The following is a 12,839-nucleotide window of genomic DNA, read 5'->3' on the forward strand; positions in this document are numbered from 1 at the left end:
TCTCTCCTGGGTTCAGGCGGTGCGTGAGTCGAAGGCCGCCCGGTTCTGGGCGACGAAGCTCTCGACATCGAGGGGGTCGGTGCCGCCGACCTTCTTCACGACGTCGTTCGTGCCGGCGAAGATGCCGTTGCGGTAGTCCACCGCGACGGCGAGAAGGTGCTGGATGAGGTGTTCCGGCGCTCCGCGCTTTTCGAGGATGGCCCTGAACTCGTCGAGGCTGATGGGCACATAGGTGACCTGACTGCCGAGCGCCTGCGACATCTTCTCGGCGATCTCGTAGTGGTTGAGCTCCACCGGCCCGTACAGCGGGTAGATCTTGCCGGCGTGCGGGGCGGGGTCCTCCAGGATGGCCGCGATCACCCTTGCCTGGTCGCTTTCCGCGATCGGGGCATGGCGTCCGTCCGCGAAGGGCAGGCGCAGTTCGCCGGTCCCGTCGGCCCAGGTATCGATCAGCCACTGGGCGAAGAAGGTCGGACGGATGTGGGTAACGGCCACCGGGAAGCGGTCCAGCACACGCTCCGCGACCCAGTGGTGGCGTGCCGCGTTGCTGGCGGAATCGCGGCGGGCCGAGATTTGCGACATGTTCACGATCGCCTGCACCCCGTTCTCCTCCGCCGCCAGGGCCACGTTCGCCGTAGCGTCCATCAGGCCGGGGAAGATCGGATAGGTGAAGTACAGGGCATCGATCCCCTTCGTCGCCTCCGCCAGGGAGTCGAGGTCGAGGACATCGCCTTCCACGATCTGCGCCCCGAGGCCGGCAAGCCTCGCGGAGCGCCCATCGGCACGGCGGACGAGCGCGCGGACGTGGTGGCCGCGCTGAAGCAGCAGTTCGGCGGTGTGGCCACCGGTCTTGCCGGTCGCCCCGATCACCAGAAGATTGCGTTCCATGACTTTTCTCCGTCTCTAGGTCAGACACGAACCGGGCGTCGATCGGTGTAGCCGGGCGGCGTGGTGCGACGCGGCACGTCGTGTCGTTCGAGGTGCTTGAGGCGTGTGGCCAAAAGGCTGGCCCCCATGCCCGGCCGGGCCGACAGGAGATCTCCGTAGCGGCGGGGCCCCAGTGCAACGGCCATCCGGGCGGCGGTGCGGCGTGCTTCGGCGCTGTCTGCTTCGCCGTCCGCCAGATAGAAGTGCTCAACGATCACTCCCACCGCAGAACGGCGGCGGAATCCGACCATCCACTTATTGTCGTTCATCGACCTTCTCTTTCCTGGTCGCGCTCACATGGCTGGAACCAGAGACTGTGCGGCGGGGGTGGAGGGCGAGCAGGGCGGCGCCCGCGGCCAGGCCCGCGCCGGCCTGGACCCACCAGGCATGGTCGAATCCCGTGAGCGTGGGCTGGGCCGTGAGGGCGACGAGCACAGCCACGCCGACGGCGCTGCCGATCTGCCGGCTCATGTTGAGCACGGCGCTGCCGGTGGTGGCGCGCTCGGGTGCGAGGGTGCCGGCGGCGGCGAACATCGGCGCCTGGGCCAGGCCGCCGGCCAGGCCCACCAGGATGAGGCCCGGGAACATGCCGCTCCAGTAGTCGGGGGTGGTGTGCACGGCCGCGAGCCAGTAGCCGGCGGCGAGCGCCATGGCGATGGTGCCGGTGACGGCGGGGGCGATGCGCCCGAAGCGGCGCTGGATGGGGCCTGCGTTCATCGCGAAGGCGATCGAGGCCAGGGGCGCCGGGGCGATGGACACACCTGCGCGCAGCGGGCTGAAGTGCCAGATCTCCTGCATGAACATGGCGGTGCTGAGCAGGACGATGGCGAAGCCGACGTAGAACAGGAACAGCGCCACGGTAGCGGCGGTGAACGGCCTGCTGGTGAACAGCTGCTTCTCGATCACGGGCGCCTTGGCACGCAGGGTTCGCTCGACGGTCGCGGCCCCGGCCAGGACGGCGGCGGCGAACAGCGCCAGGGTGCGCGCGTCGGTCCAGCCCCACCCGGATCCCTGGACGGTGGCGAGCACCAGCAGGCTCACGGCCAGCAGGAGTGTGACGGCGGAGACGGGATCCGGCACGGGGGCGCCCTTGGGCCGGCGCACCTCGGGCAGGAGCAGCGCGCCCGCGACGAGGGTGGCGATCCCGATGGGAACGTTGATCAGGAAGATCCACCGCCAGTCGAGGCTGACCAGCAGCCCGCCGACGGGTGGGCCTGCCGAGGCCGCGATCGCGCCCACGCCGGCCCACAGGCCGACCACGAGGGTGTGCTGCCGCTTGGGGAAGCTCGGGTAGAGCAGACCGAGCGAGGTCGGCACGATCATCGCCGCGCCGACAGCCTGGAGCGCTCGAGCACCGACCAGCACGCCGAGATTCGGCGCGGCAGCCGCGACGGCGGAGGTGAGGGTGAACATCCCCACCCCGCTGAGCAGCACCTTCTTGCGCCCCCACTGGTCCGCGACCCGGCCCGCGGGCACGAGTACGGCAGCGAACACGATCGCGTAGGCCGACAGGACCCACGACACGCTCGCGACGCCCGCGCCCGGGAACGACTGGCCGATCCCGTCGAGGGCGACGTTGACGACAAAGAAGTCGAGCTGCGCCATGAAGGCGACGGCACCGAGCACTGCCATGACGCTCCAGCGGCGCGGGTGACCCGCCTCGGTGACGGCCGGGGCCGGGCCGGTGTGCGGTGTCGTCGCGACCGCCTGCGGTGCGGCCTGTGTGGACATCCCGTCCGCCTCCTCAAGAGAATGGGCTTGCCAGCCCTTTTTCGGCCTGCATTCAGGAGACACCTCAAAGAATGGGTTGTCAAGCCCTTTTTTTGCTACGATGGCCACCATGACCACCACCGGCGAAGCGCCGGGCCGGAAGCTGACCGCCAAAGGCCTGGCCACACGCGAACGCATCGTCAAGGCGGCTGCCGAGCTGATCTACGAACACGGTGCACAGAACACCAACAACGAGCAGATCCGCGCGGCCGCCGGGGTCAGCGGCTCGCAGCTGACGCGCCACTTCCCCACCAAGGAGTCCCTGGTACGCGCGGTGCTCGCCTGGCAGGCCGACAGCATCGTCGCCCGCCACCAGGCGCCCGAGCTGGGTGAACTGGACAGCTTCGCCGCCCTGTACCGATGGGCCGACATGTACGTCGCCTCGCAGGACATGACGCGCGGCGGCTGCACGTTCGGCTCCCTGGCCGCTGAGGTCGTCAAGACCGAGCCCTCCCACCGGGACGCGGTGGCCGACGGCTTCGGGCGGTGGCAGGAGCTGTTCAAGCGCGGCCTGAGCAAGATGCGCGAGCGCGGCGAACTGCGGCCGGAGGCCGACCCGGCCGCGCTCGCCCACCTGCTCGCCGCCGCGTTCCAGGGCGGAGCACTGCTGGACCAGGCGGCCGGCGAGTCCACACCCCTGCGCGACGCGCTGTACGGGGCCCTGGCCTACATCGAGTCATTCGCCGCCGCGCGCTGACCGTTCCCGCCGGGCGGAACGGCGAATGGACCGAGGCCGGCGGGCCTCGGTCCATTCGATGTCATGCTCGGCTACGCGACCTCGGCGGGAACGTCGCGAACGATCTCGGTCAGTTCGCCGGAGTCGATGTCGTAGAAAAGGCCGTAGATCTCAATGTGCTTCGGGGTGCCCGGGCTGTTGCGGATCAGACTCACGTCGTAGTTGAGTGACTTTTCGAAGTCGGCGATGGAGATGCCGTCCCAGTCGTACAACGACGAGATGTCGGTGTGCTGCTCATTTTTCCATGCAGCGGTGATTCCCTCCGCCGTGAAGGAGGTGGCGCCGCAGAAGGAGTGGTGTACGACAACAACCCGCTCGATTCCGAAGAGGTGCTGGGAGACCGTGATCGAGCGAAGCGCGTCCGCCGCGCGCCCACCCCCGACGATGAGAGGGAACACCGTCGCTGTGGAGCCCATCTTCCTGCCGGCCTCGTCGAGGATGAGTTCGCCGGGGTAGACCTCGTCGCCGAAGTAATCGGCCACCGCCTTCGCGGCCCCGGCCGCCCGGGGGTCGAAGCAGTACATGGCGATCGTCCTGACGGGAATCACACTGGCGATGATCTCCCGAGCCGCTGCTTCGTCGTAACCCGGCTGTCCTTGGAACGTGAACTCTGTATAACCCGACATCGTTTGACTCCGGTTCTCGCGGTTGACTTTCCGGCTTTCTTGGCAAGCCAGGAACGTTTCACATAGGGAATTCCATGGCGGCGAGGGCTCTTCGCTACTCCCCCCATGGCCCATTGACCACGCCGCGCTCCATGGTGGTGACGCCATCCGCCTTCCGTTCCTGCGCAAGGTGGTAGGCGAGTGCGTAGGGAGGCGCGGCCGTCTCGGAGCGGGCACCGTGGGCGATGACTTCGTCGGCCAGATTGCTGATCATCTCGAGCCGTGGATACGCGGCATGGATCTTCCTCTGCTCCTCGGCCACGAGGTCGGCATTCTTGCCGAAGTCGATCCAGACGCCTTCGTAGGTCAGATAGGTCAGCAGCCCCATGCGTTCGGGGAGCTGCGGAGTGGTGTGAAAGGCAATAGCCTCCCAGACCTTGTCGACGTCCCCGGCGGGGGCTCCGAAATCGGTCAGCACGGCGGCGGCGAGATCGGCGCCCTCCAGCTCGAACCGGAGCCGGCCGGGTGCGTCCGGGCCGGTTCCGAGGTCGTGCATCACATTGGCGGCAAAGAGGAGTTCCTCGTTGTAGTCCGCGTCGTTGAGAACTCCTCTGCGGGCGGCGAACAGACGAGCCCAGTAGAAGCCGCGGATGCAGTGATTCAGCAGCGACGGATGCACCGCCGCGCGGGCTGCGGCGAGACTCGCCTCGACCAGCGGCCCGGAGGGGAGGGCGAGCACGTCGTCGGGCAGCTTGTTCGGAAGGACTGGAGGAGCGTCGGTCATGATTTTGACGCTACGAGAGTCAATCTGGGACAAAAAGTGGCACGGATGCCAATCAGCGCTACCATCGTGCCACCATGACGAACAGACATCGCGTTGCGGTGCTCGTGCTGCCCGGTGTGCTCGCGCTTGAATTCGGCACCGCTACGCAGATCTTCTCGACAGACCCGCACTACGAGCTGACCGTGTGCGCCGAAAGCGGGCCCGGACCCGTGCCCGGGTCCGGCTTCGCGATCACCGTCACAGCCGGCCTCGAAGCGCTGGACGACGCCGACACCGTGATCATCCCGGGTTACGAGAACCTCGACGCGGTCCCGTCAGCAGGATTCCTGGCGGCGCTACGGGCGACTCACGCCCGAGGCGCCCGGCTCGTCTCCATCTGCACCGGGGCCTTCGTCCTCGCCGCGGCCGGACTGCTCGACGGGCGCCCGGCCACCACGCACTGGCGGCAGGCCGAGCAACTGCGACGGCGCTACCCGCGCGTCAAGGTCCTGCCGAATCAGCTCTACGTCGACGACGGCGACATCCTCACGTCCGCCGGTGTGACGGCAGGGATCGATCTGTGCCTGCACCTGATCCGCACCGACCTGGGTGCGGCGGCGGCGAACACACACGCACGGGATCTCGTCGCGCCGCCACGACGGCGAGGAGGTCAGGCACAGTTCATCGAACAGTTCCGCCCCGAAGCCAGCGGAGACGAGCTCGCTCCCCTGCGGGAGTGGATGCTCGACAACCTCGCAGACCCCCTTACTGTCGACGACCTCGCCGAGCGCGCCCATATGTCCCGGCGGACCTTGATCCGCCGCTTCCGTGAGGAGACCGGCACCACGCCGATCGCCTGGCTGACCGACGCGCGTATCGACCGAGCACGCGAACTGCTGGAGGCGAGCGATGTGCCCGTCGAACAGGTCGGTCGCCTCACCGGCTTCGGTGCTCCCGCTTCCCTGCGGGCCGCCTTCCACCGGCACCTGGGCACCTCGCCCCAGGAATACCGGACCCTGTTCCGCCACAAGGCGGAGCCGACGCAGACCTGACTGCTTGCTCCCGCGCGCGAGCGCTCAGGAAGCGTCGGAGACGACGGAGCGGGGCGCCTGCCGAGACCGGGCCCGCGCCGTAAGCGGGAGTCCGCCGAATGCCTGATCGGCAACGCGCTCCAGCGCGACCGCGTCGAACCCGGCCTTGGCCAGCACTTCCATGCCCCGATTGATCGCCATGAGCAGTTGGCTGACTCCGGGGGCGTCCGCCTCGGGATCGAGGTCGCCATGTCGCTGCGCGGCCTGAACGCACTCGGTCAGCGAACTTTCAATTCTCATGAGGGCCTGCCTGACGCGTGCACCGGCCCGCGGATCATGGTCGGCTCCCTCGACGACGAAGCCGGTCACCATGCAGCCGAGCTGGTCGGGGTCATCATGCACAAATCGCGCTGACGCCATGAGATATGTGTGCAGCCGTTCCAGCGCGGTGTCATCGGGGCCTTCGAGTACGGCCGCCCAGCCTGCCTCACTGCGGTCGCAGTAGGCCTCCAGCGTCCGCAGGTACAGCTTGCTCTTGTCGCCGAAGGCGGCGTAGAGGCTGCCGCGGCCCAGCCCCCCGGCCTTGGCGATGTCGTCAACGCTGGTGCCGGCGTATCCGGCACGGCGGAACTGTCGCTCGACGGCCTGTACGACCTTGTCCTTGTCGAATCCCGGTGGGCGCCCCATGGGGCCAGCGTACAGGCCGGACGGCCATTCTTGACATTCCGTTCCACAAGTTCCTACCGTTCCTGACAGAGCGGTCCAGAACTCTGGTGTCCGTCACTCACGGCATCCCGCGAATCCCTCAGAACGGATGAGACGCATGTCTTCGCAAGATCAGATGGCCCCTCCACGAACACAGCGGGGAGGTGGAGGCTCCTCGAACGCCCGTCCGGCTCTCATCCTCGCCGTGCTGGCCATGGCGAGTTTCCTTGGCCAACTCGACGTGTGGATCACCAACGTCGGCCTGCCGGACATCGGGCAGGGCGTCGGCTCGACGTCTCTGTCGGATCTGAGCTGGGTGCTCAATGGGTACGCGATCGTCTATGCCGCCTTTCTGGTCCCCGCGGGGCGGCTTGCCGACCGCTTCGGCCGGAAGGCCGGCTTCGTCCTTGGCATGGCTGTCTTCGTAGCGGCGAGCCTGGGGGCGGGTCTGTCCGGCGATGTATGGGTGCTGGTCGTCTTCCGTGCCTTTCAGGCGGTGGGCGCCGCCCTGCTGACCCCGGCCAGCCTGGGCCTGGTGTTGACGAGTGCTCCCGCCGACAAGGTGGAGCGGTACGTCAAGATCTGGTTCACCGCAGGTTCGCTGTCCGGGGTATGCGGGCCGATCTTCGGCGGGCTGCTGGTCCAGGTCTCCTGGCGGTGGCTGTTCCTGGTGAACATTCCGATCGGGCTGCTCGCGATGGCGCTGGCCGCGCGACTCGTGGCCAACGTCAAGCACGAACAAGACGCCCGCATCCCCGACCTGCTCGGCGGTGTCCTGCTGATCATCGTGGTCGGCGGACTGTCTTTCGGCGTGGTCAAGGCGCCCGACTGGGGCTGGTCGGACGTCCGCGTCGTTTCGTCTCTGGTCGTGGCAGTGGTCGGGGTGGTGGTGTTCCTGCTCCGCTCGTCACGTCACCGGGCGCCCGTGGTGGACCTCTCACTCTTCCGTGACCGGATCTTCGCCTCGGCGAACCTCGCCGCCACCCTGCAACTGGCCTCGTTCGCCGGCTTCCTGCTGTCGACGATCCTCTGGCTCCAGAGCCACTGGCACTACTCCGCCATCAAGACCGGATGCGCCAGCCTTCCCGGTCCCGTGGCCTTCGCACTGGCTGCCGCTCTCGGTGAAGCCCTCCAGCGCCGATTCCGGGTCCCGGCCGGTTTCATCGCCGCGGTCGGCAGCGCCATCGCCGCTGTCGGCATCCTGCTCTTCGTCGTACTGCTGCACAACGACCCGAACTACGCGTCCGGAGTCCTCCCGAGCTGGTTGATCTTCGGGGCAGGCGCCGGGCTGGCGCTTCCGACCGTCGTCTCCTCCGCGACGGTCGGCCTGCACCCCGAGCAGGCGGCTACCGGCAGCGCCATCGTGACCATGGCAATGCAGATCGGTTCGGTCGTCGGCATCAGCATCCTGGTCGCCATGCTCGGCACCGCCTCCGGTGGAGCCTCTCTCGAGACCTACCAGCACGCATGGTTTGTCGCGATGGGACTCATGGCTGCCGCAGTTGTGGTGTCTCTGGGCGTATCGAAGAAAAAGGTGGTGGCAGTCCGATGACAGCGTCCATTCCGGCTCAGGCTTCCCGCGCCACGACCCTCGGCGGCGGGCGGTCCCGCTGGCTCGGCCTTCTGGTGGTTTGTCTCGGCGTCATGATGGCCTTCGTCGACGTCACCTCCACCATCTCGGCCCTGGGTGAAATACAGAGCGACCTGCACGTCAGTGCGAGCACGCTGGTATGGATCACCAGCGCGTACAGCCTTGCTGTCGTGAGCTTCGTGATGTCCGCCGGAACCTTCGGCGACCTCGTGGGACGTCGACGCGTGTTCAGCCTGGGTGCCGCCGTCTTCCTGGCCGGCAGCGTACTCGCCGTTTTCGCCGACAGCGCCGGCATGCTCATCACCGCACAGGCGATCGCGGGCCTCGGCGGCGCAGCCGTGTTGCCGACGAGCCTGGCGATTGTCAGTGCCACCTTCACCGACCCGCACGAGCGCACCGCCGCGATCGGCATCTGGGCCGCGTGCTCCGGACTGGGCCTGGCCATCGGCCCGATCCTCGCCGGAGCCCTGCTCGAACATTTCTCCTGGCACACCGTCTACCTCGCCAACATCGCCATCGCCGGCATGGCCATCCTCCTGGCCCCGGTCTTCGTGGCCGAGTCCAGACTCCCCACGCGCAAGCCCGATCTTGCGGGCCTTGTCCTGGGCACCGTGATGACGGCCTCGGCCACCTACGCGATCATTCAGGGTGGCGCCACGGGATACGCCAAGGCGCCGATCATCACCATGTATGTGGTCTTCGCTGTATCTCTGTTCATGTTCATACGCGTAGAACTCCGTCACCCCGACCCCATGCTGGACCTGAGGCTCTTTCGGAGCGCTTCCTTCTCGGCCGTCATGGGCGTGGCCGCTGTCAGCGTTTTCGGACTGGTCGGTGTCGCCCTGCTCAGCGTGCTCTACATGGAACGTGTGGGACAGACCAGTCCCCTCGACGTCGGCGTGCGCCTGCTGCCGCTGTTCGGAACGTTTCTCCTGGTCACCGTAGTGACCGCCCGGGTGCTGGTACAAAGGGTCGGCTTCACGCTCTTGATCACTGCGGGCCTGGTCCTCATCGGAGCCGGGTCTCTCGCGATGCTCGCGACCGATGCCTCGGGAGGTTACGGGGCGATGTGGCCCGGGCTGCTCGTGGCGGGCATCGGAGCGGGCCTGCTGACGGCGCCCTCGACCGCTGCCGCAGTCAACAGTGTCCCGCCACAGCAGCAGGGCATGGCGGCGGCAGCGGTGAACATGGCTCGTCAGCTGGGAACGGTGCTCGGCCCCAGTGTCCTCGGAACCATCGTCACCAGTCGCTTCCCCCGGAACCTGCATGAGCGTCTCGTCGAGGCAGGCACCCCCTCGCCCCAGGCGGACAGGATCGTGGAGGGTGCGTCACACGGCGGCGGTGCGACGGACATCCCCGCATCCCTCGCTCGCGTGGTGGGAACTGCCGTACCGAGGGCGTTCACCGACGCCGTGCACGTGGGCAACGTCATAGGCGGAGTTGTACTGATCGTCATGGCCGTGCCGGCGGCGCTGTTCGTCCGCCACAAGGTTCACCGTCCCCGGACATCCGCTGAGGCGTAAGCGATACGTCAACGGGACGGCGTCAGGCGCCCACAGGACTTCTGGCCGAACAACGTCCCCCGGACAGCCGGTGTTGATCGCTGAGCATGGCCATCAACACCGGCCTCCGACCTGCCGGGTGGACACCACCTCTTCCAGCGCACGTATCCCGAGGTTGACAAGCCGGTTCCGCCGACTGCCGCGGCGCACACAGGTGAGGATCCGCCGCGTCGGCATGTTCTCGCCCGACACCGGGACCCGCACCACCGACCGGCCCTCCGGGCCCTCAGCCAGCCGCGGGACGAGCGAGACTCCCAGCCCGTTCCCGACCAGCGACCAGACCGCCTGCCACTGGGTGGCGGCGTGCACGATCCGCGGTGAGAATCCGGCCACCGCGCACAGCATCCGCACCCGCTGGGCGTGGTCGCAGGTGCCCGGGTCGGCGACGATCCAGTCCTCGGCCGCCGCGTCCTCCAACCGCACCGATGCCACCCTCGCGAACGGGTGGTCGGCGGGCACCAGCATGACGTACGGCTCCTCCAGCAGCAGGCTCTGCTCGAACCGCGAGTCATCCAGCGGCGGCCCGCCCTCGGTGGGCTCCACGACCGCCAGATCCACCTTGCCCGCCACCAGCAGGTCCATGCTCGCCGCCGTGTCACACTCCCGCACCTGCACCAGGAGGTCGGGATGGCTGTGCCGCAGCCGCCCGGCCGCGGGGGCGATCAGGCCGCCGATCGCGGTGTTGAAGCCCGCGATGCGCAGCGGTCCGGCCACGCCCGCCCGATAGGACTCCAACTCCGTCTGCGCCTCCTCCCAACGGGCCAGCAGCGCGTCGGCATGGTCGACGAGCAGGCGCCCGGCCGGGGTCAGCCGGACGCGGCGGCCCTGCGGTTCCAGGAGCGGGACCTTGAGCTGCCGCGCGAGCTCGCGCATGTGGTGGGAAACCGCCGACGGGGTGAGGTGCAGGGCCTCCGCTGCCGCGGTGACCGTGCCCTGCTGGTGCACCACGCGGAGCATATGAAGCCGACGCAGGTCAATCATGAAATGATTTTGCACACAGCACCAGCAAAACATGCAATAGACCGCAACGGTTGTCCCGGGTCATCCTGCTGCCATGAACACCAAAACGAACACCATCGTTTCCCGGCACACCACCAGCAAGGGTGTCGTGGTCTGGAGCCGCTGCGCCTGCGGACGGCTTCAGATGGCCCTGGTTCCCTACGACGTCGACGGCAAGGGACTCGCCGCGGGCGGACACGACATCCAGTGCCCCCACCAGGTCCGTTAGTGCTGCTCGGCGTCAGAACGAACACCCCCGTCGCGGCCGGGCCCGGCGCTCGCCGCCGGGCCCGCGCCCCGGCCTGCTTCGGCTCAGCCCAGTGTGCCCATCAGGGCGGTGACATAGGCATCCAGCCGCTCCTCCACGGCTCGCGTCGTCAGCTCTGTCCTCCCTGCCTCCCGCCATGCCTGCGCCACCAACCGCACTTCCTCCGAGCACGCCAGCCCGTCCCGCACCTGCCAGTACAGTCGCCCGCTCGCGGCCGCGGCCAGCACCCCGCCGGCCTCCTCATACGCCTCAGCGAACCGCAGACCCCACGCCGGGCCGTGCAGCAGCGCGAGATTGGTGGAGCAGTGCGCCACATCGAGATCCGCCGGGCCCCAGGAGGGCGCTGCCCAGTCGACGACGCCGGTGATCCGGGCACCTGCCGGCCCTGAAGGCTCCACGTCGAAGAGCACATTGCCGGGCTGGAAGTCCCGGTGCAGGAACCGCCCCTCGTAGGGCGGCGCGGGCTTGCGGATCACGTCGATCGCCGCGGCCCATACCGCCGCGTCGGCACCCTTCGGGACCACGACGGTGTCGGCGGTCGTCAACGCCACATACTCCGGGGGCCGTTCGGCAGGCCGCAACGCGTGGATCGCCACGAGTTGACGGGCCAGCAGGGGAACGCGCGTCTCCAATCCCTCATCGTCCAGGACCGTCCGGCCCGCCAGATGTGTCCTCAGGAGCGACGGATACTCGCAATGCGCGGCGGTCGGATCAACCGCGACCAGTCCAGGAGCCGGCACGCCGGTCCCCGTGAGCAGGGTCAGGGCGCCGGCCTCCCTGTTCAGCCAGTCCTCGGCGTGCTCCACGTCGACGAAGGTCCGCAGCACCAGGTCACGGGTGCCTCCGTCCCGCGTGGCGATGGTCAGCCTCCGGACCTCGGCAGTGATGCCGCCGTGCAGCGCCTCGGTTCCGACGACCCGTTCACCGGCCTCCAGGTGCCGGCTGACCCAAGCCAGTGTCAACGGTCGCACAGCCGCCGCCTCATCTCGGGGGAGCCGGTCCCCGTGGTCGGGTCGGTCGGCGTGAGGGTGGACGAGGCCAGGAGCACCAGTTTGTCGGCGTCCGCAGAGCCGGGCCGGGCGTGATAAAGGACGAGATGCGGGCCGTCTGTCCCGCTGATCTCGAGCCGCTCGCGGCTGAGTCGCAGTTCGCCGATCTGTGGGTGGTCGAATCGAATGGGCCCACCGCGCTGCGCGCGTACGTCGTGACGGTTCCACAGGGCACGGAAGCGAGGGCTCGCCAGGGAGAGCTCTCCGACGAGCTCGATGAAGCGACGATCGTCCGTCTCGACGCCGACGGCACGGCGGAGGCTGGCGATGTAGCACTCGGTAGTGCCGTTCCAGTCGAGGTGAAGAGCCTTCTCGGCAGGATCGAGGAACACGTCGAGCAACTGGTTACCTCCCACTGAGAGGCGGGGGGAGAGCGCACTGGCGAGAGGATTCGCGGCCAGGATGTCGAAGTAGCGGCCTTCCACGAAGGCGGGATGCGGCAGCGTCGCCAAGAGCTCGACCATGCTGGCCGGTACGGTCTCGCTGCGAGGTCCGCGCCGCGTCGGGCGGGGCCTGCCCGCGACGAGGCTCAGCAAATGCGTTGTGCTCTCGTCATCGAGCCGGAGCACGCGTGCGATGGACTCGAGAACCTGCGCGGAGGGATTGCGGTCGCTTCCGCGCTCGAGGCGCAGGTAGTAGTCGGCGCTGATGCCCGCCAGCGTGGCGACCTCTTCGCGCCGCAGACCGGGCACCCGCCGTCCACCGAGATCAGGAACGCCTGCCTGCTCGGGCGAGACGAGCGCGCGGCGGGCGCGCAGGTACTCACCCAGGTGATTCGGCTTGTCCGTCATGTCACCAAGGTAACCGGCGAAGCCACACGCGAAGGGGGCCCT

At 68.3% G+C, this 12,839-nt stretch carries 14 protein-coding genes; 5 read left to right on the top strand and 9 right to left on the bottom strand.

From position 1 onward, the window contains the following. Positions 1-12: 12 nt before the first annotated feature. The 3 genes from ACZ4WQ_RS42845 to ACZ4WQ_RS42855 are packed head-to-tail and all read right to left on the bottom strand — an operon-like array spanning position 13 to position 2,658. Positions 13-888 (bottom strand): NmrA family NAD(P)-binding protein, encoded by an 876-nt coding sequence (locus tag ACZ4WQ_RS42845; RefSeq protein WP_398372777.1) that lies wholly within the window; start codon positions 886-888, stop codon positions 13-15. A 20-nt stretch (positions 889-908) separates the two neighbouring features. Then, complete coding sequence (locus tag ACZ4WQ_RS42850; RefSeq protein WP_398372775.1) at positions 909-1,196, bottom strand: hypothetical protein; 288 nt, start codon at positions 1,194-1,196, stop codon at positions 909-911. Continuing rightward, on the bottom strand, positions 1,183-2,658 hold the full coding sequence (locus tag ACZ4WQ_RS42855; protein ID WP_385338783.1) for an MFS transporter: 1,476 nt from the start codon (positions 2,656-2,658) through the stop codon (positions 1,183-1,185). The genes ACZ4WQ_RS42850 and ACZ4WQ_RS42855 overlap by 14 nt, the downstream gene beginning before the upstream one ends. A gap of 109 nt (positions 2,659-2,767) precedes the next feature. On the opposite strand from ACZ4WQ_RS42855, the gene ACZ4WQ_RS42860 reads away from it, so the two are divergent. Beyond that, positions 2,768-3,394, top strand: coding sequence for a TetR/AcrR family transcriptional regulator (locus ACZ4WQ_RS42860; RefSeq protein ID WP_311721653.1), 627 nt, complete (start codon positions 2,768-2,770; stop codon positions 3,392-3,394). Positions 3,395-3,465: 71 nt separating this feature from the next. Here ACZ4WQ_RS42860 and ACZ4WQ_RS42865 read toward each other — a convergent pair whose 3' ends face one another. Then, positions 3,466-4,059, bottom strand: a complete 594-nt coding sequence (locus ACZ4WQ_RS42865; RefSeq protein WP_361181881.1) for a carbonic anhydrase — start codon at positions 4,057-4,059, stop codon at positions 3,466-3,468. Positions 4,060-4,153: 94 nt separating this feature from the next. Further along, on the bottom strand, positions 4,154-4,822 hold the full coding sequence (locus ACZ4WQ_RS42870; RefSeq protein ID WP_358842955.1) for an HD domain-containing protein: 669 nt from the start codon (positions 4,820-4,822) through the stop codon (positions 4,154-4,156). 74 nt (positions 4,823-4,896) lie between these two features. Here ACZ4WQ_RS42870 and ACZ4WQ_RS42875 point away from each other — a divergent pair, with 74 nt between their 5' ends. Next, positions 4,897-5,853 carry a GlxA family transcriptional regulator gene (locus ACZ4WQ_RS42875; RefSeq protein ID WP_358842954.1) on the top strand — a complete coding sequence of 319 codons (957 nt, stop codon included), beginning with the start codon at positions 4,897-4,899 and terminating at the stop codon, positions 5,851-5,853. Between the two features lie 24 nt (positions 5,854-5,877). Here ACZ4WQ_RS42875 and ACZ4WQ_RS42880 read toward each other — a convergent pair whose 3' ends face one another. Further along, positions 5,878-6,519, bottom strand: a complete 642-nt coding sequence (locus ACZ4WQ_RS42880; RefSeq protein ID WP_311721649.1) for a TetR/AcrR family transcriptional regulator — start codon at positions 6,517-6,519, stop codon at positions 5,878-5,880. A 232-nt stretch (positions 6,520-6,751) separates the two neighbouring features. Between ACZ4WQ_RS42880 and ACZ4WQ_RS42885 the strand changes: the two genes are divergently transcribed. Together ACZ4WQ_RS42885 and ACZ4WQ_RS42890 are read left to right on the top strand one after the other, a co-directional pair. Continuing rightward, the gene (locus ACZ4WQ_RS42885) at positions 6,752-8,089 is read left to right on the top strand and encodes an MFS transporter (RefSeq protein ID WP_398373016.1); all 1,338 of its coding nucleotides are present in this window, start codon (positions 6,752-6,754) and stop codon (positions 8,087-8,089) included. Further along, positions 8,086-9,651 (top strand): MFS transporter, encoded by a 1,566-nt coding sequence (locus ACZ4WQ_RS42890; protein WP_398372771.1) that lies wholly within the window; start codon positions 8,086-8,088, stop codon positions 9,649-9,651. Before ACZ4WQ_RS42885 ends, ACZ4WQ_RS42890 begins: the two co-directional genes overlap by 4 nt. A 93-nt stretch (positions 9,652-9,744) precedes the next feature. Here the strand turns inward: ACZ4WQ_RS42890 and ACZ4WQ_RS42895 are convergent, their stop codons facing one another. Then, a complete protein-coding gene (locus tag ACZ4WQ_RS42895) occupies positions 9,745-10,671 on the bottom strand; it encodes a LysR family transcriptional regulator (RefSeq protein WP_398372769.1) in 927 nt (308 codons plus the stop codon). Between the two features lie 73 nt (positions 10,672-10,744). On the opposite strand from ACZ4WQ_RS42895, the gene ACZ4WQ_RS42900 reads away from it, so the two are divergent. After that, a complete protein-coding gene (locus ACZ4WQ_RS42900; RefSeq protein ID WP_311721645.1) occupies positions 10,745-10,918 on the top strand; it encodes a hypothetical protein in 174 nt (57 codons plus the stop codon). A gap of 83 nt (positions 10,919-11,001) precedes the next feature. Here ACZ4WQ_RS42900 and ACZ4WQ_RS42905 read toward each other — a convergent pair whose 3' ends face one another. Both ACZ4WQ_RS42905 and ACZ4WQ_RS42910 read right to left on the bottom strand, forming a co-directional pair. After that, entirely contained in the window at positions 11,002-11,919 is a 918-nt protein-coding gene (locus ACZ4WQ_RS42905) for a phosphotransferase family protein (RefSeq protein ID WP_398373014.1), read from the bottom strand. After that, positions 11,916-12,797, bottom strand: a complete 882-nt coding sequence (locus tag ACZ4WQ_RS42910) for a helix-turn-helix domain-containing protein (RefSeq protein WP_385338794.1) — start codon at positions 12,795-12,797, stop codon at positions 11,916-11,918. Before ACZ4WQ_RS42910 ends, ACZ4WQ_RS42905 begins: the two co-directional genes overlap by 4 nt. Positions 12,798-12,839 lie beyond the last annotated feature (42 nt).

It is taken from the genome of Streptomyces sp. NPDC028305, from assembly GCF_055569495.1.